The organism is Caballeronia calidae, assembly GCF_900044055.2.
In the GTDB taxonomy this organism is placed as follows: domain Bacteria; phylum Pseudomonadota; class Gammaproteobacteria; order Burkholderiales; family Burkholderiaceae; genus Caballeronia; species Caballeronia calidae.
The window spans coordinates 67,705-89,372 of sequence record NZ_FCOX02000014.1; the positions used below are offsets into that span (position 1 = coordinate 67,705).

Below are 21,668 nucleotides of genomic sequence, written 5' to 3' on the forward strand. Positions count from 1 at the left end.
GCGGACGCCGACGAGATTCGCTTCCCGCCTCAATGCACCACACGATCGAACATGAACTTCCCTTCCCGCACATCGACCGGAATGACGTCCTTCGGTCCGAAGCGCCCGGCGAGAATCAGCTTGGCGACCGGATTCTCGATCTCCTGCTGAATCGCGCGCTTCAGCGGCCGCGCGCCGAACAGCGGATCGTAGCCGACCTTGCCGATTTGCTCGAGCGCCGCTTCCGACACGTCGAGTTGCATGTCGAGCTTCGCGAGACGCTCCTGCAGACGCTGCAGCTGAATCTTCGCGATCGACTCGATATTCGTGCGATCGAGCGCATGGAACACGACGACATCGTCGATCCGGTTCAGGAATTCCGGCCGGAAGTGCAGTTTCACTTCCTCCCAGACGGCGTCCTTCACCCTTTCCTGCGGCTCGCCGACCATGCCCTGGATGACTTGCGAACCGAGGTTCGACGTCATCACGATCACCGTGTTCTTGAAGTCGACGGTGCGGCCCTGGCCATCGGTCATGCGGCCGTCGTCGAGCACTTGCAGCAGCACATTGAAGACGTCCGGATGCGCCTTCTCGATTTCATCGAGCAGGATCACGCTGTACGGCTTGCGACGCACGGCTTCGGTCAGATAACCGCCTTCCTCGTAGCCGACGTATCCCGGCGGCGCGCCGATCAGACGCGCGACGCTGTGCTTCTCCATGAACTCGCTCATGTCGATGCGGATGAGATGATCTTCCGCATCGAACAGGAACGCGGCGAGCGCCTTGCACAGCTCCGTCTTGCCGACGCCCGTCGGCCCGAGGAACAGGAACGAGCCATACGGACGATTCGGATCCGACAGACCCGCGCGCGAGCGGCGAATGGCGTCCGCCACCGCGCCGATCGCCTCGTCCTGGCCGACCACGCGCTCATGCAGCTTGCTCTCGATCTGCAGCAGCTTCTCGCGCTCGCCCTGCATCATCCGCGACACGGGAATGCCGGTGGAACGCGACACCACTTCCGCGATTTCCTCCGCGCCGACCTGCGTGCGCAGAAGACGCGGACGCGTCGGGTTGTTCTGCTCCTGCGATTCGGCCTGCGTCACCTGCTTCAGACGCGCTTCGAGTTCGGGCAGCTTGCCGTACTGCAATTCGGCGACCTTTTCGAGCTTGCCTTCGCGCTGCAGACGCGTGATGTCCGCGCGCACCTTCTCGATCTCTTCCTTCAACTGCGCGCTGCCCTGCACCGCGGCCTTCTCGGCGGTCCAGATTTCTTCGAGGTCCGAGTACTCGCGGTTCAGGCGCTCGATTTCCTCTTCGATCAGCTGCAGACGCTTTTGCGATGCCTCGTCCTTCTCCTTCTTCACGGCTTCGCGCTCGATCTTCAGCTGAATGAGACGGCGGTCCAGCTTGTCCATCTCTTCAGGCTTCGAATCGATTTCCATCTTGATGCGCGACGCGGCTTCGTCGATCAGATCGATGGCCTTGTCCGGCAGGAAACGGTCCGTGATATAGCGATGCGACAGTTCCGCCGCCGCGACGATCGCCGGATCGGTGATTTCGACGCCGTGATGCAGCTCGTACTTCTCCTGCAGGCCGCGCAGGATCGCGATCGTCGCTTCCACCGACGGTTCATCGACGAGCACTTTCTGGAAGCGCCGCTCGAGCGCCGCGTCCTTCTCGATGTACTTGCGGTATTCATCCAGCGTGGTCGCGCCGATGCAATGCAGCTCGCCGCGCGAGAGCGCCGGCTTCAGCATGTTGCCCGCGTCCATCGCGCCTTCGGCCTTGCCCGCGCCGACCATCGTGTGAATTTCATCGATGAAGACGATGGTTTGCCCTTCGTCCTTCGCGATGTCGTGAAGCACGGCCTTCAGGCGCTCCTCGAACTCGCCGCGATACTTCGCGCCCGCGAGCAGCGCCGCCATGTCGAGGGACAGCACGCGCTTGCCCTTGAGCGTTTCCGGCACTTCGCCGTTGACGATGCGCTGCGCCAGCCCTTCGACGATCGCCGTCTTGCCGACGCCCGGCTCGCCGATCAGCACCGGATTGTTCTTCGTGCGGCGCTGGAGGATCTGAATGGAACGGCGGATTTCGTCGTCGCGGCCGATCACCGGATCGAGCTTGCCCGCGCGGGCGCGCTCGGTCAGATCGACGGTGTATTTCTTGAGCGCTTCGCGCTGGCTTTCCGCGTCCTGGCTGTTCACCTGCGCGCCGCCGCGCACGGCGTTGATCGCCGCTTCGAGCGCCTTTCGCGTCAAGCCGTGCTGCTTCGCGATGCGGCCCGCTTCGCCGCGGTCGTCGGCGACGGCGATCAGGAACATCTCGCTCGCGATGTAGGTGTCGTTGAGCTTTTGCGCTTCTTTGTCGGCGGCATTGAGCAGGCCCGCGAGCTCGCGGCTCACTTGAACATTGCCGTCCGTGCCCTGAACTTGCGGCAGGCGGTTGATCGCGTCGTTCAGCGATGTCTGCAGCGCCTGAACCTGCACGCCGGCGTGCGACAGCAGCGAGCGCGCGGAGCCGTCCTGCTGCGCGACGAGCGCCGCGAGCAGGTGAACCGGCTCGATGTACTGGTTGTCGCGTCCAACTGCCAGGCTTTGCGCGTCGGAGAGCGCTTCCTGGAATTTGGTGGTGAGTTTGTCGATTCTCATTTTTTGAAGCTCCAATTCTGAATACGATCAAAATGAGGCGCTTTCTGTCACTTTCAAGCGTTGTTTCGCTCGATAAGTGCACAAATTTGCTCTTCGACAATGACGGGCGCGAGCGCCCCGACTCAGGATGGACTTCCGGCCTTCACCTTTCGTTCGATGGGTTCGTCAAGAAATCGGCCCGATGCGCTCAGGAAGGCGCGCGGCTCGGTTCGAAAGTGCCCGCCGGAACCGGCGGCGCGATGGTGACGACGCCCAGCAGCCGCGCGAGCTCGTTCGCCGGCTGCGCGAGCTCGCCGACCGTGTGTTTGTCGAGTTCGGCGAGAAAGGCATCGCGCGCGGCCGCGAGCACGCCGCGCAGGCGGCAATGCGGCTGGATCACGCAGCGCTGCTGCGAGGCGGCGTTGTCACCGGCGGGTTGATCCGCGAAGCAGCCGACGATCGCAAAATCGTTCTCGGTCTTGCGCACGATGTCGCCGATCGTGAGCTCGCTCGAGCGCGCCGAAAGCCGCAGCCCGCCGTTGCGGCCGCGCACGGTTTCGACCCAGCCGAGTTCGCCGAGCTGCTGCACGATCTTCATCAGATGGTTCTTCGAGATGCCGTAGGCGTCCGAGATTTCCTGGATCGTCGAGAGCCCGGAAGGTCGAACGGAGAGGTAAAGCAGAACGCGCAGCGCGTAATCGGTATAGTCGGTCAGTCGCATGATGTCGCGCGAATGGGTTTAAGCGCCTCGGCGCATCCTCGGCGCTTTCGCAGGCAGAGGAGAACACGAGCAAGGCCCTGAAGGGACGCGGCGTCGGGTCGCACCGATGGGCAAAATCCGCGCGACGGCAAGGGAGATGACTTTCGCCCCGCCCCGCGAGGGCTAATATCCGCACGCGGGCAGCCGGAAGTGAAACCGGCACGGCGCGTCGGGCGGCCGTCGCCACGGCAACGCCCACCCGAGTATCCGATATTTTGCTTCATATTGTTGCGTTTCGTCATCAAAATCGGCCAGCGGTCAGACCGCCGGCTTCTTGCACCCCAGCATTGCCATGAATTCAGACCATCAGCCCGCGACGACCGGGCGCGACAGCGAACCCAACGAGACCAACGTGCGTGCGCTGGTCGAAGCCTTTTATCGCCGCGTCGATGACGATCCGCTCCTCGGTCCGATCTTTTCCCGCGCGCTCACGGGCCGCTGGGACGAGCATCTCGCCAAGATGACGACCTTCTGGTCGAGCCTCGTGCTCGGCTCGAAGCAATATCGCGGCAATGTGCAGGAGGCGCATCGGCCGTTCGACGATATCGAGCCGCGCCACTTCGCGCGCTGGCTGTCGCTGTTTCTGAACACCGTCGAGTCGCGCTACGAACCGGCCGCCGCCGTGCAGTTCATGGAACCCGCGCTGCGCATCGCGCAAAGCCTGCAACTCAGCAAATTCGGCTGGGATTATCAGATTCCCGTCGAGCAGCAGGAATTGCTCGCGGCGCTCAAGCGCCAGCGCACGGGCGGCGCGCCCGAGCCGCGCTTTCCCGAGCGGCCCGACGCGGAGCCGTTTCCGGCGAAGTTCGTCGGCAAATCCGTCGACGGGAAATAACGGCGCTCAGGTTCTCGTGCCTTGCCAGCGCGCAAGCGCCGCATCGTCGGATTCGCGCGCATCGACCCAGCGCTCGCCCGCCTCGGTCTTTTCCTTCTTCCAGAACGGCGCCTGCGTCTTCAGGTAATCCATCACGAAGGCGCACGATTCGAACGCCTCCCCGCGATGCATCGCCGTCGTCGCGACGAGCACGATCTGATCGAGCGGCTTGAGTTTGCCCACGCGATGCACGATCAGCACGTCCGAGCCGCGCCAGCGCTCGCGCGCCTGATCGGCGATCGCTTCCAGCGACTTTTCCGTCATACCGGGATAGTGCTCGAGCTCCATCGTCTCGACGGCGCTGCCTTCGTTCAGATCGCGCACCGTGCCGACGAAGCACGCGACCGCGCCGACTTTCGGATTGTCGGCGCGCAACGCGGCCACTTCGGCGCTGATGTCGAAATCGGCTTCCTGAACGCGGATTTTCGAACGCGTGGCCATGTCAGCCGCCCGTGACCGGCGGAAAAAACGCGACCTCGCAGCCCTCGGTGATGCGCTGCGATGGATTCGTCATCACGTGATTGCAGGCCATGCGCAGTGCGCGGCCCTCGGCGAGCGTCTCCGCCCACGCGCCGCCGCGCATGCGCAGCCACGCGCGCACGTCGCCGACGTTGACCACGGTGTCCGGCACGCTGACCGTTTCGTTCGCGACGCCCAGCGCCTCGCGCACACTCGCAAAAAATCTCAGTTCGACTTTCATGTCCAGCTCGTCCTTACCGCATCAGTTCTGAAAATGGGATGAAGCGCACGATCTCGCCCTCGCTGATCGCATGATTCGGCGGATTGTCGATGAGACCATCGCCCCAGACCGTCGATGTCAGCACGGCCGAGCTCTGGTTCCCGAAGAGATCGAGCCCGCCCGCCTCGTTCACGCGCGCGCGCAGGAATTCGTTGCGGCGGTCGCCTTTCTTCTGGCTGAAGTCGGCGCGCATCGAATAGACGCGCGGCGTGACGTTCTTCACGCCCGCGAGCCGCAGCAGGAACGGCCGCACGAACAGCAGGAACGTGCAGAAGCTCGACACAGGGTTGCCCGGCAGACCGATGAAAAACGCCTCCTCGCCCGCCGATTCGCCGCGCCGCACCGCGCCGAACGCGAGCGGCTTGCCCGGTTTCATCGCGATCTGCCACATCGAAATGCGCCCTTCGGCCTCGACCGCCGGCTTCACGTGATCCTCCTCGCCGACCGACACGCCGCCGCACGTCAGGATGAGATCGTGGTCGGCCGCCGCGCGCCGCAGCGTCTCGCGCGTCGCGTCCAGCCGGTCCGGCACGATGCCGAGATCCGTGACCTCGCAGCCGAGCTTCGCGAGCAGCGCGCGCAGCGTGAAGCGGTTGGAGTTATAGATCGCGCCGGGTTCGAGCGGCTCGCCGGGCATGCGCAATTCGTCTCCGGTGAAGAAGATCGCGACGCGCACCGGGCGCACGACGTCGAGCTCTGCGCAGCCGACCGATGCCGCGAGCCCGAGCGCCTGCGGCGTGAGGCGCGTACCCGCCGGCAGGATGACCGAATCGCGCGTGATATCCGCGCCCTGCCGCGTGATCCATTCGCCCGGCGCGGGCGCCTGCGCGAACGCGACGCGTCCGTCGTCGGACACTTGCGCCATTTCCTGCATCACGACCGCGTCCGCGCCTGGCGGCACCGTCGCGCCGGTGAAGATGCGCGCCGCCGTGCCTGCCGCGAGCGGCTCGGCCGCGTGGCCCGCCGGAATGCGCTGCGACACCGGCAAGGCAACGCTCGCGCCTTCGCCCGCGCCGGCGAGATCGGCGGCGCGGACCGCGTAGCCGTCCATCGAGCTGGTGTGCATCGGCGGGACGTCGAGCGGCGAGGTCACGTCGGCGGCGAGCACGCGATGCAGCGCATCGAGCGTGTCGACGCGCGCGCGGCCGTCCACCTGACGCGCGGCATCGAGCAGACGGCTGAGCGCCTCGGCGGTGGCGAGCATCGGGGGACGGCTGGAAGCGGCGGGCGTGGATGACATGGAGTTCGCTTCGGGCGCGCGATGCGCCCTGATTTTGAAAATGGAGACGGTAATCCGGTCAACTATTGTAACGAGAAGGCAGGCGTCGCACGCTTTGTCCCGAGGAAGCCGTCCATGCGAGAAAACCGATGCCCGCGTCGCGCCGAAGCGCCTCAAAGCCGCCGCGGGGCGGTGATACACTCGCACCACACTTCCCACGTCCATCTCCATGAAATTCTGTTCCGTCTGCGGCCACGAGGTCGGCCTGGCCATTCCGCCCGGCGACAATCGCGAGCGCTTCGTCTGCAACAACTGCGGCACCGTTCACTATCAGAATCCGCGCAACGTCGTGGGCACCGTGCCGGTGTGGGACGACAAGGTGCTGCTGTGCCGCCGCGCGATCGAACCGCGCTACGGTTACTGGACGCTGCCCGCGGGCTTCATGGAAATGCAGGAGACGACGAGCGAAGGCGCCGCGCGCGAAACGCTCGAGGAAGCGGGCGCTCGCGTGGAGATCCAGAGCCTCTTCACGCTGCTCAACGTGCCGCACGTGCATCAGGTGCATCTCTTCTATCTCGCGCGGCTGCTCGACATCGAAGTCGATCCCGGCGAGGAGAGCCTGGAAGTGAAGCTCTTCGACGAGAGCGAGATTCCGTGGGACGAGATCGCCTTCCCGACCGTCGGCCAGACCTTGCGCTTTTTCTTCGCCGACCGCGCCGCGGGCAACTTCACGCTGCATACGGGCGACATCTTCCGCACGCTGCGCGACGGCTGATCGCACGATCCCACGCGGTCTCAAGTTTCAAGCACGAAACCTGCTTTCCCGAGAACATGGTTCCCTGGCTCGCCGACGAAGATCCCTTTCCGCCCATCGAGCGCGCGCTCGGCGCATCGAGCGGCGCGCCGGGTTTGCTCGCCGCGAGCGCGGATCTTTTGCCGTCACGTCTCATCGACGCTTACGGACGCGGCATCTTCCCGTGGTACTCGGACGGCCAGCCCGTGCTCTGGTGGAGTCCCGATCCGCGCATGGTGCTCTATCCGGCCGAGTTCAAGGTGTCCGATTCGCTGCGCAAGACGCTGAAGCGCGTGGTGCGCGATTCCGTCTGGGAGATCCGCGTCGACCACGACTTTCCGGGCGTGATGCGCGCCTGCGCCGACACGCCCCGCGAGGGCCAGCGCGGCACGTGGATCACCTCGGACATCGTGGATGCCTACACGACGCTGCATCGCGCGGGCAACGCGCACAGCGTCGAAACGTGGCACGACGGCGTACGCGTGGGCGGGCTGTACGGCGTGTCGTTCGGGCGCATGTTCTTCGGCGAATCGATGTTCGCGCACCGGACCGATGCATCGAAAATCGCGCTCGCGGCGCTCGTCGGACACTTGCGCCGCAACAAAATAGAGATGATAGACTGCCAGCAGAACACGTCGCATCTGGCGTCGCTGGGAGGCCGCGAGATTCCCCGCCGCGCGTTCGTCACGCATCTCAGACGGGCCACGGCGCAACCCGCGATCGGCTGGCGCTTCAATAAATCCGTCCTTCTCGACGTGCTGGCACGCTGATCGCTCATAGCGTCACGCCTTTTTAGCGACACACGAATGCAGCCGCCAGGCGCGCCCGAACGCGCGCGCCGGCCGCCAACGACGAGACGACGCCTGCGAGAGCCGCCAACGTGACACACCCGAACGAGCTGCCGCTGTCACCGCTTTCCGCGCTGCAATTCTATGCAACAGCGCCCTATCCTTGCAGCTATCTGGAAGGGCGCGTCGCACGCTCGCAGGTCGCCACGCCGAGCCATCTGATCAACTCCGACGTCTACACCGAACTCGTGAAAGCCGGCTTCCGGCGCTCGGGCGTGTTCACGTATCGCCCGTATTGCGATGGCTGCCGCGCCTGCGTGCCGGTGCGCGTGCCGGTCGCGCGCTTCGTGCCGAACCGCGCGCAGCGCCGCGTGTGGAAGCAGCACGGCGATCTGGTGGCGAGCGTCGCGCCGCTGCATTACGACGAAGAACATTACGCGCTGTATATGCGCTATCAGTCGGCGCGGCACGCGGGCGGCGGCATGGACCGCGACAGCCGCGATCAGTACGAGCAGTTTCTGCTGCAAAGCCGGATCAACTCGCGCCTCGTCGAGTTCCGCGAGCCGGGCGATCCGGCGCATCCCGACGAGCCGGGCGAGCTGCGCATGATCAGCATGATCGACATCCTCGGCGACGGGCTTTCGTCGGTGTACACGTTCTTCGAGCCGGACATGCCGAAGACGAGCTACGGCACGTTCAACATCCTCTGGCAGATCGAGCAGGCGAAGAGCCTCGATCTGCCGCACGTCTACCTCGGCTACTGGATCCGCGAAAGCGAGAAGATGGCGTACAAGGCCAATTTCCGGCCGCTGGAAGGGCTGATCGACGGCCGCTGGACGCTGCTCGATCCGGTGAACACGCAATCCGCCGGCACGCTGCCGATGCCCGGGCGCATCCACTCGCCCGACCAGCCGAAATAACCCGTCGCGCGGCCCGGACCGGCGCCGCGGACAAAGCCGCTAAAATAGCGGTCTTAAAAAAATTCGCCCTCGCCGGCTTTCATTTCGTGTTCAGTTCCCTCTATCCGCTCGCGCGTTCGCATCTCTTCAAGATGGACGCGGAAGACGCGCATCACCTGACGCTGCGCATGCTGGGCGCGGCCGGCCGCACCGGTCTCGCCGGCATGCTCGCCACGCACGGCCCCGATTCGCCGCGCACCGTCATGGGCCTCACGTTCCGCAATCCGGTCGGGCTCGCGGCCGGTCTCGACAAGGACGGCGCGTGCATCGACGGGCTCGCCGCGCTCGGCTTCGGCTTCATCGAAGTGGGCACCGTCACGCCGCGCGCGCAGCCAGGCAATCCGCGCCCGCGCATCTTCCGGCTGCCGGAGGCGAACGCGCTCATCAACCGGATGGGCTTCAACAATCGCGGCGTCGATCAGTTCGTCGCGAACGTGAAGGCCGCGCGCTATCGCGGCGTGCTGGGGCTGAACATCGGCAAGAATGCCGATACGCCGATCGAGCGCGCCGCCGACGACTATCTCTACTGCCTCGAGCGCGTCTATCCGTTCGCGAGCTATGTGACGATCAACATTTCGTCGCCGAACACGAAGAATCTGCGGCAATTGCAGGGCGCGGGCGAGCTGGATTCATTGCTCGGCGCGCTCAAGGAGAAGCAGCAGCGCCTGTCCGACCTGCACGGCAAGCTCGTGCCGCTCGCGCTCAAGATCGCGCCCGATCTCGACGACGAGCAGATCAAGTCCATCGCGGGCACGCTGCTGGCTCATAGAATCGACGGCGTGATCGCGACGAACACCACGCTTTCGCGCACCGCCGTGACCGGCATGAAGCACGGCGACGAAGCCGGCGGGCTGTCCGGCCGCCCGGTCTTCGATGCGTCGAACGAAGTGATCCGCAAGCTGCGCGCGGAAGTCGGCGCGGACGTGCCGATCATCGGCGTGGGCGGCATCTTCTCGGGCGAGGACGCGCGCGCGAAGCTGGCGGCGGGCGCATCGCTCGTGCAGATTTACACGGGGCTGATCTATCGCGGTCCCGCGCTCGTGAAGGAGTGCGTCGAAGCGCTCGCGTGATACCGCCGAACGCGCATATAGACATAAGCAAACGGTATGACGCGGCGATTGTGCTTTCACTATGATCGCCGCATATAACAAGGACGCTGTGCCCATCAAGAGGAAAACAACACAATGAAACTGTCCACGCTCAAGAAGCTCGTCGCCGCCAGCCTGATCGGCGCATCATTCACCGCCGTCACCACCGCCGCCCACGCGGAAGACCTGCTCGATCAGGTCAAGCAGCGCGGCACGCTGCGCGTCGGTCTCGAAGGCACCTTCCCGCCGTTCAACTCGAAATCGCCGAGCGGTGAGCTGGTCGGCTTCGATGTCGATATCGCCAAGGCCGTCGCCGCCAAGCTCGGCGTGAAGCCCGAGTTCATCACGACCGAATGGAGCGGCATCATCGCCGGTCTGCAGGCGGGCAAGTTCGATGTGATCGTGAACCAGGTGGGCATCACCGATGCGCGCAAGCAGACGCTCGATTTCTCTCCCGCGTACACGTACTCGAACGCGCAGCTGATCCAGCGCAAGGACGACACGCGCGAGTTCAAGTCGCTCGAAGAGCTGAAGGGCAAGAAGCTGGGCGTTGCGCTGGGCACGAACTACATGGACATGGCGAAGGCGGTTCCCGGCATCGACGTGAAGACGTACCCGGGTGCGCCGGAATATCTGCGCGATCTCGCCGCGGGCCGCCTGGATGCCGCGCTCAACGACCGTCTGATGCTCGCGTATCTGACGAAGAATTCGAACCTGCCGCTGCGTCCGGGCTCGAACGTCGGCGCGGGCAATCCGTCGGGCATTCCGTTCAAGAAGGATAATCCGAAGTTCGCGAAGGCGATCGCCGACGCGATGACCCAGCTCGAAGCCGACGGCACCTTCACGAAGATCTCGGACAAGTGGTTCGGCATCGACGTGACGAAGCCGGCGAAGTAATTCGCGGCCTCTGAAGGCCGACGGGGCGGCATCGTCTGTCGATGCCGCCCTTCGTTTTTTCTTCACCGGTTTATGATGTGCCGGATTTTCCCATTCGGCCCGTTCCGTTCTTTCATCGCTTTCGGTTCATGTCCACGACATCCCTGCTCGTTCAATCGGCGCCCGTGCTGGCGCAAGGCGCGCTACTGACGATCAAGTTCGCGCTCTATTCGATGTTCTTCGGCCTCATCGCGGCCGTCGTGCTGGCGTTGATGGGCATCAGCCAGAATCGCGCGCTCGTCGCGATCGGGCGTGCCTATGTGAGCGTGATGCGCGGCACGCCGCTGCTCGTGCAGATCTTCGTGATCTATTACGGCCTGCCGAGCGTCGGCATCTCGCTCGAGCCGACGCCGGCCGGTGTGATCGCGCTGTCGGCGAATGTCGCCGCGTATCTGTCGGAGAGCATGCGCGGCGCGATTCTCGGCATCCACACCGGGCAATGGCTCGCCGCGTACAGCCTCGGGCTGTCGCGCGCGCAGACGCTGCGTTATGTGATCGGGCCGCAGGCGCTGCGCATCGCGGTGCCGAGCCTGTCGAACAGTCTTATCAGTCTGATCAAGGACACGTCGCTCGTGTCGGTGATCACCGTGACCGAGCTTTTGCGCAGCGCGCAGGAAGTGATCGCGGCGACCTATCAGCCGTTGCCGCTCTATCTCGCGGCAGCGTTCGTCTACTGGATCCTGTGCAGCGTGCTCGAATTCGTGCAACGGAAATTCGAGCGGCGTCTCGCGCTGCCCGGACGTCACTGAGAAACGAAAAAGCCGCTGTAAAAAGCGGCTTTTTCGTATCAGTCGGTCTCGAAGGGAAAGCGCAGCTTCAAATCGCGCCGCGCCGCATCGATGATCGCGATCATGCGCATCGACATCGCGTGCGGCATGATCGGGCTCTCCGTTTCTCCGGCGCGCAGCAGCTCGCAGAAATGCGCGGTTTCGTAGTTCAGGCCGCCGCCCGTGAAAGGCTCGTCGAGCTCGATCTTGCGGCCGTCCGTGTACGCGATCGTCGCGCGCACCGGATTCCACCAGTTCTCGTGGATCGCCACCGTGCCGAGCGTGCCGCCGATCAGCGCGTCGCCGCGGCCTTGCAGGTCGAGCCCGCAGAACAATTGCGCGATGCCGCGTTCGTGGCGCACGTTAAGGCTCGCAAATACGTCGACGCCGGTTGCGCCCAGGCGCCCGATGGTCTGCACGTCCAGCGCCTCGCCCAGCCAGTCGACCGCGAGAAACGCCTCGTAGATGCCGATGTCGAGCAGCGCGCCGCCGCCCGCTTCCAGCGAGAACGACGGATGATCGAGCGGCACATTCGCGATCGAGCAGCCCGCGCGCACGAGCCCGATCTCGCCGATCGGATCGTTCTTCAGATGTTCGCGCAGCCGCCGGTAGAGCGGATAGAACGGCGGCTTCATCGCCTCCATGAAGAGCAGTTTCGCCGCACGCGCCGCATCGATCATGCGTTGCAGGTCGCGCGCATTGACGGCGGCGGGCTTCTCGCACAGCACGGGCTTGCCCGCCGCGAAGGCGCGCAACGCGTACTCCGCGTGACTGTCCTGCAAGGTGGCGATGTAAAGCGCGTCGATGTGCCCGAGCATCGCATCGAAGGCGTCGAAAGCGCGCGCATCGAATGCGCCGGCCAGCGCGTGCGCGGGCTCCGCGCGCCGCGACCAGACGCCCGCGAGCCGCGCGCCTTCGACATGGGCGAGGCCGTCGGCGAAGCGCCGCGCGATGCGTCCCGCGCCGACGATGCCCCAGCGTATCGTCGCTCCGTTGATGTTCGTATCGGTCAAATCCTGCCTCCGTGCGCAATGTTCGTCGTGCGACGCATTGTGCCTCATTGCATCGTATGACGAAGCCGCGCGGCGCCATGAACGGCAAAAAGCCGGGACAGGTCCCGGCTTTCTGCTCGCGGCGTTCCAGTCGACCGACGCTTAAGACCGCCTCATGCGCCCGCGGATGCGTTCACGTTCGGCGAGGCGGGCTGGCTGCTCACGCGCTCCAGCGAGAACGCGCGGCCCACTTCCTCCGCGGCCAGATCGACGAGCGCGCGCGTCGCGGCTTCGGCAGCCGCGGGGTCCTTCGACTCGATCGCCTCGACGACGCTCTTCTGCGCCGCGAGCGTCGCCTCGCGCACGGACTCGATGCCGTCGACGATCGGATTCACCGTCACGAGCGCACCGCGCACGATCGCCGTCATCTGACGAAAGAACTGGTTGCCGCTCGCCGCGACGATGCGCGTGTGCAGCACCTCGTCGGCGGCCTGATACTCCGGCTCGCCTACCTGCAGGCGCGAGAGCGTGTCGAACGCGTCGCGGATGCCGGCGATCTCGTCGGGCGTCGCGCGCGCGGCGGCGAGGGCTGCCGCGCGCGGCTCGATCAGCATGCGGAATTCGATTACATCGCGCAAAAATGTCTGATCCGGCTTCGCGCGAAATCGCCAGCTCACCACATCTTCGTCGATGAGACGCCAGTCGCTCATCGGACGAATACGCGTGCCGGTTTTCGGCCGCACGTCCAGCATGTGCCGCGCGAGCAGCATCGAGAGCGCCTCTCGCATGACGGTGCGGCTCACGTCGAACTCCTTCGAGAGGATGTCCTGCGGTGGCAGTATCGCGCCATATTTCTGCTCGACGATCCCCGAGACGAGTCCATCCATGACCTTCGCCACCAGCGATCGCTCTTTGTTGTCATCCATCTCGCTTCTCCCCTCTTCGCCTGTTCCGTAGCCGTGTGTATGAGCGCATCGCTTTCGCTTCCCCGGACTGCGAAAGGCACGACGGGTTCCCGACAGGTCATTCGTCGTGCTCGATACGTTGCGTCTTCGCTGCGCCGAATGCCAGTTAGGAATTTCCTTAAAGGGTAATCCCTCTGACCTCTGCGTCGATGTTTCGTTTTCTTCTTCTTACCGCTGCACGTGCATCCGCTGCGCTCGCGCCGCGCGCGCGCCGGCATTCATCAGGGAAACTGAAGAATGGCGGCAGCGCTGCGCGGCGCAAGCGTTTTTTGTGGCCCCTTTCGATGTCGTCGGACCGATCATGTACTCATTTGAGCAAGCATCTCGTATGCGTTCTGTGCGAACGCGAACGGAAGCTTGATGCGATATGGCTTTTGTATGATCCGACGGTTGGAACGAAAGTACCGTGGAGCGGCGCGGCGCGGGGATTCGTCAGGCCTATGCTTAAACCGCGCCATCTGGTGCGCGCGTGCGTCGCGCGTCGATTGTCATTTGCTCGCGGCGCACCGATTCCCGCTCCGCCAGCGTGTGTTGATAGACCGCCATGTACTCGCTGCACACTCTCTCGACGGAAAGTTGCTGCAGATTCTGCCGCGCGCGCGACGCGAACTGTCCGCGCGCCTGTCCGTCGAGCAGCAGCCAGTGCAGTTTCGCCGCCGCCTGAGCGACATCGCCCTCGGGCACGAGCACGCCCGCTGCGCCGTCGTCGAGCATTTCGGGAATACCGCCCACGCGTGTCGCGACGATCGCACAACCCGCCTCGCGCGCCTCGGCGATCACGAGCGGGCCGGGATCCTGTCGCGACAGCAGCGCGAAGACATCGGCGCTCGCGAAATACGGCCGCGCATCGGCGATGAATCCGGTGAAGTGCGTCGCCGCCGCGATGCCGAGCTCGTCCGCGAGCGCTTCGAGCGAGCCGCGATCGGGGCCGTCGCCGACGAGATAGAGATGCGGCTCGGCCAGGAAGTCGCGCTCCTGCGCGGACTGCTCGCGCACGAGCGCGAACGCATGCAGCAGATCCGCGATGCCTTTCCGGCGATACATGCCCGCCACGCAGACGATGTTCGGATGCCTGAGGCGCACCGGCTTCGCGGCGGGCCGGCACACGAGCCGCGGCGCGCCCACCGCGCCGTTGAGCACGACCGACATGCGCTCGGGCCCGATGCCGCGCGCCTCGAGATCCATCGCGACCGCGCGGCTCACGGCCACCATGCGATCGCCCGTGCGCACCAGCGACGCGCTTTTCTGCAGTTCGTGATGAACGGTCGTGACGAGCGCGAAGCGGCGCCGCATGCTGCCGAAGCGCGAAATGAGCGCGCCGGTCATCATGTGCGCGTGCACGATGTCGGGATCGAAACGATCGATGAGACGATTGAAGCCCGCGATCATCGACGGCACGCGCCACGGCTGCCGCGACTGCTGCAGCGGAATATGCGTGATGCCGTGACGTCGCAACAGCGGCTCGAAGCCGCCGCCGGACGACGCGACGATCACGTCCTGGCCCATGCGCGCCTGCACGCAGGCGAGATCCACCATCAGGTTGACGGTGCCGTTGCCGATCGTCTGCGCGTGATTGGCGAGATGGACTATTCGCATGAGAAGAGCTTTTTTCGTGCGCGCGCCGGCGCATGCCGGCGGCGTTGATTCTTATTGTGTCGAGGCCGCGTTCCGAGGCGGCGTGCGCCGCGCTCTTTCGTCGTTATTGCCTCGATGCCCGATGGTCCACGCCTGAAACTGCTGCTGACCGCTGTCCTGCGCTTTTTTCCGATGCGCGCGCCGCCATGTGACGCCCGCAGCGGATCTCCCGTGGCGCTTAAAGCAACTCGTACGTGGTCGCGTTTTCGCGCGAAGCGAACTGCACGGCGCCCGCGCCGAGCGCTTCACGCGGCTGCCTGCTCTTTCTCGTCAGACCGATGTACGGCATGCCGTGCTCGAGAAACGGACCTTCGGTCTTGCGGAACCCGAATGCTTCATAAAAACCGCGCAGGCTCACCGGCGCGGTCAGGCGCACGCCACGGCCAGGCCAGCGTTCGGCGGCCACCGCGAGCACGCGCTCGATCAGCGCGTGCGCCGTGCCGTCGCCGCGGCGCAGCGGGCTCGTCAAGATCTTGTCGACCACCACTTCGGGATCTTCTGCATCGCCGCCGTGAATGCGCGCATAGGCGAGCACGGGCATCGAACGGCTCATATCTTCTGCTGCGAATACATGCGTGCCTGTTTCATCGCGGCCATCCGGATCGAGATGGACATGCGACTGTTCGACGACGAACACCGCACTGCGCGCGCGCAATATCAAATAAAGCTCCCGCGCAGTGAGCTGTTCGAAATCCAGGGTTTTCCAGTTCATCGATTATCTCCATGCTTTGCCGGTAATTGCCGGCGTTACGACGATTGAACGTTACTTTCCGACCGGCTGAAAATCAGTGCGCCATCGCACCGACCCACGCCGCACCGGCCTTTCAAATAAGTGGGACCACACGCAAAAAGGCGTCCCGGGGAAAAAGACGCCTGCCCGACGATCAGAAACGAACCACGCGACAGCCCTTGCTACGGGCCGCCGCGTGCGCTCGCACGCGTCGATAGCGCTCGCGTAATACGGCACCTTCATGGGAAAATCACAATGCATACCGCCATCGAACGCGACAGAGACGCACAACAAGCACATTCGCTCCGACGCGCATGCGGTATCGGATGCCGGCGTTCCCGGCCCGAGGTCACGGCATGAGCGCGTTCCACACGAGCGGTGTGACGAATTCCGGCGCGAGTCGTTCCCGCGTCGTGTCACTCGATCCTCTGCGCATGCGTGCGCGGCGGCATCATGCGCACGCGCTGCATCGCGGCGAGCGCATCTGGCGCGAAGGCGTCGCGCCCATCGATCTGTGGATAGAACTCCTGCACGGCAACGGCCTCGAACCGCGCGCGGCGCTCGCATGCACCGTTGCGCAGGACTTCGAAGACGATCAGTTCACGCTCGGCAAGCTGCCGCCGGAAGACATCGAAAAGCTTTACGGCCTGCAGGTGCAGGAGCTTTCGGTATTCGATTCGCTCGAGGAGCGCGCGCTCGTGCAGACGCGCCGCTCGAACACCGTGCTCATCGAAGTCGATGCGTTCTTTCTGCCCGACATGCGCGCGGGTTCATATCATCGCGAACATGCGAAGACGACCATCGGCATCGATGTGATCGATCCCGACGCGCGGCGTCTCGGCTACTTTCATCACACGGGTTACCACCTGCTCGATGGCGACGATTACGACGGTGTACTGCGCGTCGATGCGGCGCATGACGCCGATGCGACGGCGCAGCAGGCGCTCTTTCCGCACGTCGAATTCGTCAAGCGCGTAAGAGATGCGCTTTCGGGCACGCCGCTCGCCGAAGTTTCGGCGGATCTTTTGTGCGCCCATTTGCTGCGGCGCCCGCTGCAGAGTCCCATCGCCCGCTGGCGCGCGGCCTTTCCCGAGCATGTCGATACGATGCTTTCGCGCGGCGAATCTTATGCGCGTCTCTATGCGTTCAACATGATGCAGCAGCTCGGCGCGAACTTCGAACTGCTCGCGCATTATCTCCAATGGATGCGTGAACAAGGGTTCGACATTCCCGTTCAGACGCATGCGGGCGCGCGCAAGATCGCGAGCGAAACGATGGTCATGCAATGCCGTCTTGCGCGTGCGCTTTCGCATGGACGTCGTGAGATGTGCGATGCATCCTTCGACGTGATCGCAGAAGCATACGATCGCGTCATTCCTCCTCTCGCCGATATCATCTGCTGACCGATTCGGACGCGTGTCCGAATGGCGCGCCTTTGCGCTTTCCAGCAAACGCTTGCAGATAAAAAACATATTCGATGCCCTATTTCAAGGGCTTTTTCATTCGCTTACGTTGCCGAGGCATATTCGGTGGTTATGTCCTCGCGATGTCTTCACCGCGATTCGCTCATCATCATTTCGCGCTCCTTAATCGGTTCCGCATGAAATTGTCCCCGATGAAACATTTCGCGGCGCTTTTCCGGAAGCCGAATAGCGGTGCTGCATTCATCGGTCCGACAATACGCGCGCAAACGTTTTACGGCCGGACGCCTTCCGGCGGCGGCTCGTCCGATTCGCTGCAAGCCCCGTGTAGAGGACCTCACGGGCGCTCACGTGCTTCCTACGCGCGAACGGACGTGGTTTCGCCTGCGGATTTTTCAGAACGTGCAATGGGCGCTCCGTATTCAGCTCATGCAACGCCTCGCGGCCGATTTTTTGCGTTCCTCGCAAAGCCCCGTCCAGCAAGGCTTCGCGCGAAATCAAGTGCGGTCGAATATCACGCGCGTTCGTTAGCCCACCGAGCGCATGGAACACAGATGAATCATTTTTCATTGTCCCTACGAAAGGAGGTCGACTGTCGAAGGGATGTCGACCTGTGAGGCTTGTCGCACGGTGGTCAGAAAAGCCCGAACCTCCAATCGGGGGGATTGCGCTGATGAAACTCATCGGGGCATGCGCGCATTCCTAAGACCACCACCGTTCAAGACTGAAACAAAAACGCTGCGCTGCGCTGCATCACGAAAAGTACATCGGCAATGAGGCCTTGCCAGCATTGAGATTGCACGCACTGGCATAGTCCTCGCTATTAGAGACGCGCAACCCGAAGCGACGCTGACTACTAAATCAAATTCAGGCGCGGGACGGGCTGCTACGGGGCTGGCGTGAAAGCTTGTTCATGCCAGTAAATAAAAATTGAAGCGCCACGCGCGAAGTTACGAGAGAGAACGAATCATGCTGACCCTCCAGTCCGACCTGCACGGCAATCACCTGCTCGGCGCACTGCCGGCGAACGAATGGCAAGCACTCACGCCGCATCTCGAACTCGTACAACTGCGCACTGAACAATTGCTCTGCGATTCCGGTCAACGCATTCACCACGTCTATTTCCCGACGACGGCCATCATCTCCCTGCTGCACACGATGGAAGACGGCGGCTCGGTCGAAATTGCCGCGGTGGGCCGCGAAGGCATGACGGGCGTGCCCGTCCTGACCGGCGGCGAAACGATGCCGACGCGCGTGCAGGTGCAGTGCCCGGGCTTCGCGTATCGCATGAGCGCGCAAGCCCTGCGCGAGCAGTTCGGCCGCTCGGACTTCCTGCGCCGCCTGATGCTGCTCTACATGCAGGCGCTTCTGACGCAGGTCGCGCAGACGGCGGCGTGCAACCGGCATCACTCGCTAAACAAGCAACTTTGCCGCTGGCTGCTGATCGAAATCGATCGTACCGCGTCGAACGAGCTGCAGGTCACGCAGCAACTCATCGCCGACATGCTGGGCGTGCGGCGCGAAGGCGTCACCGAAGCGGCGGGCAAGCTTCACGACGCCGGTCTCATTCATCACAGCCGCGGCTGCATCAAGGTCGTGGATCGCGAGGGCCTCGAAGCACGCGCATGCGAGTGCTACGGGCTCGTCAAGCGGGAGTTCGACCGACTACTCCCGCGTCTTCGTGCAACCGAGGCGGCATCGGCCTCGAGCGTTTAATGGTCTGGATTAATGCAAGAAAAAAATCACGATTTGTTTGCTTGGCTGGCACGTTGTCTGGATGTAAGTCTCATCATTGCGGGCGGATTGATCGCGCATGACGTACGCTTCTCGTCGCTGGATGTCAGCGATATCGAAAGGCTGCTGATCGCGTTCAACTCCGCGCTCGCCCTCCTCCTCTTCCCCGCATTCGGCGTGTATGAAACCTGGCGCGGCAAGCCGTTCGCCATGATGCTCGCGCGCGTCACGCTCGCGTGGATGGCGGTGGTCGCGGCAGGCCTTCTGCTCGCGTTCACGCTGCATCGGATGGATGCGGTGTCGCGCCTCTGGTTCGCGTATTCGACGATCATCTCCGGCGCGCTCGTCATCGCGGCGAAACTCGTGGTGTATTCGGCATTGCGCCTGATGCGCGGGCGCGGCCTGAACCAGCGCACCGTGGCGATCGTCGGCGCGCAAGGCTTTTCGCGCACCCTGCTCGCGCATCTGAGCAGCACGCCGGAGCAAGGTTTCACGCCCGTGTGCGTTCTCGATACGACCGGCGACGAAGAACTGCACGCGGCCGGCGTCGACGCCGGCGACGTCCCGACGACCGCAATCGGCGTGCGAGGCAATCGTTTGCCTGTGCTGAACGACTTCGACGAGCTCGTCGACAAGGTGCGCGACGAGGAGATCAACGAAGTGTGGCTCGCGCTGCCGCTGTCGCAGGAGCACACGATTTACCGCTTCGTGCATGCGCTGCGCCACGATTTCGTGAATCTGCGGCTGATTCCGGATACGCGCAGCATCTCGCTCTTCAATCATTCGATGACCGATGTCGCCGGCCTCGCCACCATCAACCTGACGACATCGCCCGTCAGCACCTTGCAGATGTGGCCGAAGATGATCTTCGACCGTCTGTTCGCGGCGACGGCGCTGCTCGCGCTCTCCCCGCTCCTGATTGCGATCGCGATCGCGGTGAAGGGGACGTCGAAGGGCCCGGTGTTCTTTACGCAGCACCGCAAGGGCGCGGACGGGCGGCCGTTCCGCATCTACAAGTTCCGCTCGATGGCGGTGCACCAGGAAAACACGGGCAGCGTCACGCAGGCGACGCGCAACGATCCGCGCGTGACGAAGGTCGGCGCGTTTCTGCGGCGCACGAGCCTCGACGAGCTGCCGCAGTTTCTGAATGTGCTGTTCGGGCACATGTCGGTGGTGGGTCCCCGTCCGCATGCACTGGAGCACGACGATCTCTACAAGGATCTCGTCTACGGCTACATGTTCCGCTACCGCATCAAGCCGGGCATCACGGGTTGGGCGCAGGTGAACGGCTATCGCGGTGCGACGGAGAAAGTCGAGAAGATGCAGAGCCGCGTGAAGTTCGACCTTTTCTACATCGACAACTGGTCGTTCTGGTTCGACATCAAGATCGTCGCGATGACGATGTTCAAGGGATTCATCGGACGCAACGCGTATTGATCCTGTCCTGGACGTAAAAAAGCCCGGCGATGCGAGTCGCCGGGCTTATTGCTTTGCCTTGCCGCGTGTCCGACTTACTTGTAGTCGATCCGCTCGACGCCCGTTTCGGTGCCGAGCAGACAGATATTCGCGCCGCGCGCCGCGAACAGCCCGACGGTCACGACGCCCGGCCACGCGTTGATCTGCGCTTCGAGCGCGCGCGGATCGGTGATCGACAGCGCCTTCACGTCGATGATTTCGTTGCCGTTATCGGTGATGTAGGGCGAGCCGTCCTTCGTCACGCGCAGCACAGGCACGCCGCCGAGCGCGGCGAGCTTGCGGCCGATCGCGGTGCGCGCCATCGGCACGACTTCGACGGGCAGCGGGAACGCGCCCATCACCGGCACGCGCTTGCTCGCATCGGCGATGCACACGAACACGTCCGCCACCGACGCGACGATTTTCTCGCGCGTGAGCGCGCCGCCGCCGCCCTTGATCATCGCGCCGCTGGCGTCGATTTCGTCGGCGCCGTCGACATAGATGGAGAGCGACTCGATGTCGTTCAGGTCGAACACCTTGAAGCCGTGCGATTCGAGGCGCGCGGTGGTCGCGACCGAGCTGGACACCGCGCCGCGATAACGCGCCTTCGATTTCGCGATGGCGTCGATGAAGCAATTGGCCGTCGATCCGGTGCCGACGCCGATGATCGCGCCCTCCGGCACGTTCGCGTTCACGTAGTCGGCGGCGGCCTGGCCGACCAGTTGCTTGAGTTCGTCTTGAGTCATGGGAGCGGTGCTGCTTATCGGAGAAAACTGAGATTTTATCGGAGCGCGGGAGACGTCCGTGCGGATCATGCAATCGCGCGCAGGAAACCGAGCGGATCGTGCGTGCGCGCGACCGACGCGATGAACGCGAACACGAGGATCGCCAGCACGCCATAGACGGCGCGCGCGCCCTTCGTGCGGCCGCGCTTCAACGCGAGCGTGCCGAGCACGATATAGACGACGAGGCACGCGATTTTCGCGCCGAGCCACGCGGCGTTCGCGGAAAAGCCGATGATCGCGACCAGCGCGATGGCGCTCGCGAGCAGCAGCGTGTCGATGATGTGAGGCAGGATTTTCGTCGCGCGCGCGGCGAGCAGGCGCGAATCCGTCAGCATCCAGATCCAGCGCAGCACGAATCCGGCGATGGAAAGGCCGGCGCACGTCATGTGGATCGCGCGCAGCGGCAGGAAGTAGTCGCCCAT

General features: G+C 64.0%; 21 protein-coding genes. 10 read left to right on the forward strand and 11 right to left on the reverse strand.

Translation table 11 applies throughout. The features are described from left to right. Positions 1–29: 29 nt before the first annotated feature. Positions 30–2,627: an ATP-dependent chaperone ClpB gene (gene clpB, locus AWB78_RS15230; protein ID WP_062605572.1), complete on the reverse strand. Its 2,598-nt coding sequence runs from the start codon at positions 2,625–2,627 to the stop codon at positions 30–32. A gap of 187 nt (positions 2,628–2,814) precedes the next feature. Next, positions 2,815–3,327, reverse strand: coding sequence for an Rrf2 family transcriptional regulator (locus AWB78_RS15235; protein ID WP_062605575.1), 513 nt, complete (start codon positions 3,325–3,327; stop codon positions 2,815–2,817). Between the two features lie 331 nt (positions 3,328–3,658). On the opposite strand from AWB78_RS15235, the gene AWB78_RS15240 reads away from it, so the two are divergent. Then, positions 3,659–4,201 (forward strand): group III truncated hemoglobin, encoded by a 543-nt coding sequence (locus AWB78_RS15240; RefSeq protein ID WP_062605577.1) that lies wholly within the window; start codon positions 3,659–3,661, stop codon positions 4,199–4,201. 6 nt (positions 4,202–4,207) lie between these two features. Here AWB78_RS15240 and moaE read toward each other — a convergent pair whose 3' ends face one another. Genes moaE through AWB78_RS15255 form a run of 3 tightly spaced genes read right to left on the reverse strand, consistent with a single transcriptional unit; the run spans position 4,208 to position 6,183 of the window. Then, positions 4,208–4,681, reverse strand: coding sequence for a molybdopterin synthase catalytic subunit MoaE (gene moaE / locus AWB78_RS15245; RefSeq protein WP_062605578.1), 474 nt, complete (start codon positions 4,679–4,681; stop codon positions 4,208–4,210). A 1-nt stretch (position 4,682) separates the two neighbouring features. After that, entirely contained in the window at positions 4,683–4,940 is a 258-nt protein-coding gene (moaD, locus tag AWB78_RS15250) for a molybdopterin converting factor subunit 1 (RefSeq protein ID WP_062605582.1), read from the reverse strand. A 13-nt stretch (positions 4,941–4,953) separates the two neighbouring features. Beyond that, positions 4,954–6,183 (reverse strand): molybdopterin molybdotransferase MoeA, encoded by a 1,230-nt coding sequence (locus tag AWB78_RS15255; RefSeq protein WP_374729470.1) that lies wholly within the window; start codon positions 6,181–6,183, stop codon positions 4,954–4,956. Between the two features lie 244 nt (positions 6,184–6,427). On the opposite strand from AWB78_RS15255, the gene AWB78_RS15260 reads away from it, so the two are divergent. The 6 genes from AWB78_RS15260 to AWB78_RS15285 all read left to right on the forward strand — a co-directional run bounded on the left by AWB78_RS15260 (position 6,428) and on the right by AWB78_RS15285 (position 11,511). Then, entirely contained in the window at positions 6,428–6,973 is a 546-nt protein-coding gene (locus AWB78_RS15260; protein ID WP_062605586.1) for an NUDIX hydrolase, read from the forward strand. Positions 6,974–7,029: 56 nt separating this feature from the next. Then, entirely contained in the window at positions 7,030–7,761 is a 732-nt protein-coding gene (gene aat, locus AWB78_RS15265) for a leucyl/phenylalanyl-tRNA--protein transferase (protein WP_062605588.1), read from the forward strand. Between the two features lie 110 nt (positions 7,762–7,871). Then, on the forward strand, positions 7,872–8,699 hold the full coding sequence (locus tag AWB78_RS15270) for an arginyltransferase (protein WP_062605590.1): 828 nt from the start codon (positions 7,872–7,874) through the stop codon (positions 8,697–8,699). Between the two features lie 86 nt (positions 8,700–8,785). Next, positions 8,786–9,808: a quinone-dependent dihydroorotate dehydrogenase gene (locus AWB78_RS15275; RefSeq protein ID WP_062605593.1), complete on the forward strand. Its 1,023-nt coding sequence runs from the start codon at positions 8,786–8,788 to the stop codon at positions 9,806–9,808. A gap of 114 nt (positions 9,809–9,922) precedes the next feature. Further along, positions 9,923–10,723, forward strand: coding sequence for a cystine ABC transporter substrate-binding protein (locus tag AWB78_RS15280; protein WP_062605594.1), 801 nt, complete (start codon positions 9,923–9,925; stop codon positions 10,721–10,723). 128 nt (positions 10,724–10,851) lie between these two features. After that, a complete protein-coding gene (locus AWB78_RS15285; protein WP_062605743.1) occupies positions 10,852–11,511 on the forward strand; it encodes an amino acid ABC transporter permease in 660 nt (219 codons plus the stop codon). Positions 11,512–11,549: 38 nt separating this feature from the next. Here the strand turns inward: AWB78_RS15285 and AWB78_RS15290 are convergent, their stop codons facing one another. The 4 genes from AWB78_RS15290 to AWB78_RS15305 all read right to left on the reverse strand — a co-directional run bounded on the left by AWB78_RS15290 (position 11,550) and on the right by AWB78_RS15305 (position 15,833). Next, a complete protein-coding gene (locus AWB78_RS15290; RefSeq protein ID WP_374729469.1) occupies positions 11,550–12,590 on the reverse strand; it encodes a Gfo/Idh/MocA family protein in 1,041 nt (346 codons plus the stop codon). 104 nt (positions 12,591–12,694) lie between these two features. Beyond that, positions 12,695–13,447 (reverse strand): FadR/GntR family transcriptional regulator, encoded by a 753-nt coding sequence (locus tag AWB78_RS15295; protein ID WP_062605598.1) that lies wholly within the window; start codon positions 13,445–13,447, stop codon positions 12,695–12,697. Between the two features lie 483 nt (positions 13,448–13,930). Next, the gene (locus tag AWB78_RS15300) at positions 13,931–15,082 is read right to left on the reverse strand and encodes a glycosyltransferase family 4 protein (RefSeq protein WP_062605600.1); all 1,152 of its coding nucleotides are present in this window, start codon (positions 15,080–15,082) and stop codon (positions 13,931–13,933) included. Positions 15,083–15,299: 217 nt separating this feature from the next. Beyond that, a complete protein-coding gene (locus AWB78_RS15305; RefSeq protein ID WP_062605602.1) occupies positions 15,300–15,833 on the reverse strand; it encodes a GNAT family N-acetyltransferase in 534 nt (177 codons plus the stop codon). Between the two features lie 374 nt (positions 15,834–16,207). Between AWB78_RS15305 and AWB78_RS15310 the strand changes: the two genes are divergently transcribed. The 3 genes from AWB78_RS15310 (at position 16,208) to AWB78_RS15325 (ending at position 20,443) form a co-directional block, all read left to right on the forward strand. Further along, on the forward strand, positions 16,208–17,254 hold the full coding sequence (locus AWB78_RS15310) for a DUF1839 family protein (RefSeq protein WP_062605603.1): 1,047 nt from the start codon (positions 16,208–16,210) through the stop codon (positions 17,252–17,254). Positions 17,255–18,241: 987 nt separating this feature from the next. Then, positions 18,242–18,988, forward strand: a complete 747-nt coding sequence (locus AWB78_RS15320; RefSeq protein ID WP_062605606.1) for a Crp/Fnr family transcriptional regulator — start codon at positions 18,242–18,244, stop codon at positions 18,986–18,988. Between the two features lie 33 nt (positions 18,989–19,021). Then, positions 19,022–20,443: an undecaprenyl-phosphate glucose phosphotransferase gene (locus tag AWB78_RS15325; RefSeq protein WP_062605746.1), complete on the forward strand. Its 1,422-nt coding sequence runs from the start codon at positions 19,022–19,024 to the stop codon at positions 20,441–20,443. Positions 20,444–20,517: 74 nt separating this feature from the next. Here AWB78_RS15325 and rpiA read toward each other — a convergent pair whose 3' ends face one another. Continuing rightward, positions 20,518–21,207: a ribose-5-phosphate isomerase RpiA gene (gene rpiA / locus AWB78_RS15330; protein WP_062605608.1), complete on the reverse strand. Its 690-nt coding sequence runs from the start codon at positions 21,205–21,207 to the stop codon at positions 20,518–20,520. A gap of 65 nt (positions 21,208–21,272) precedes the next feature. After that, positions 21,273–21,668 (reverse strand): SirB2 family protein, encoded by a 396-nt coding sequence (locus AWB78_RS15335; RefSeq protein WP_062605610.1) that lies wholly within the window; start codon positions 21,666–21,668, stop codon positions 21,273–21,275.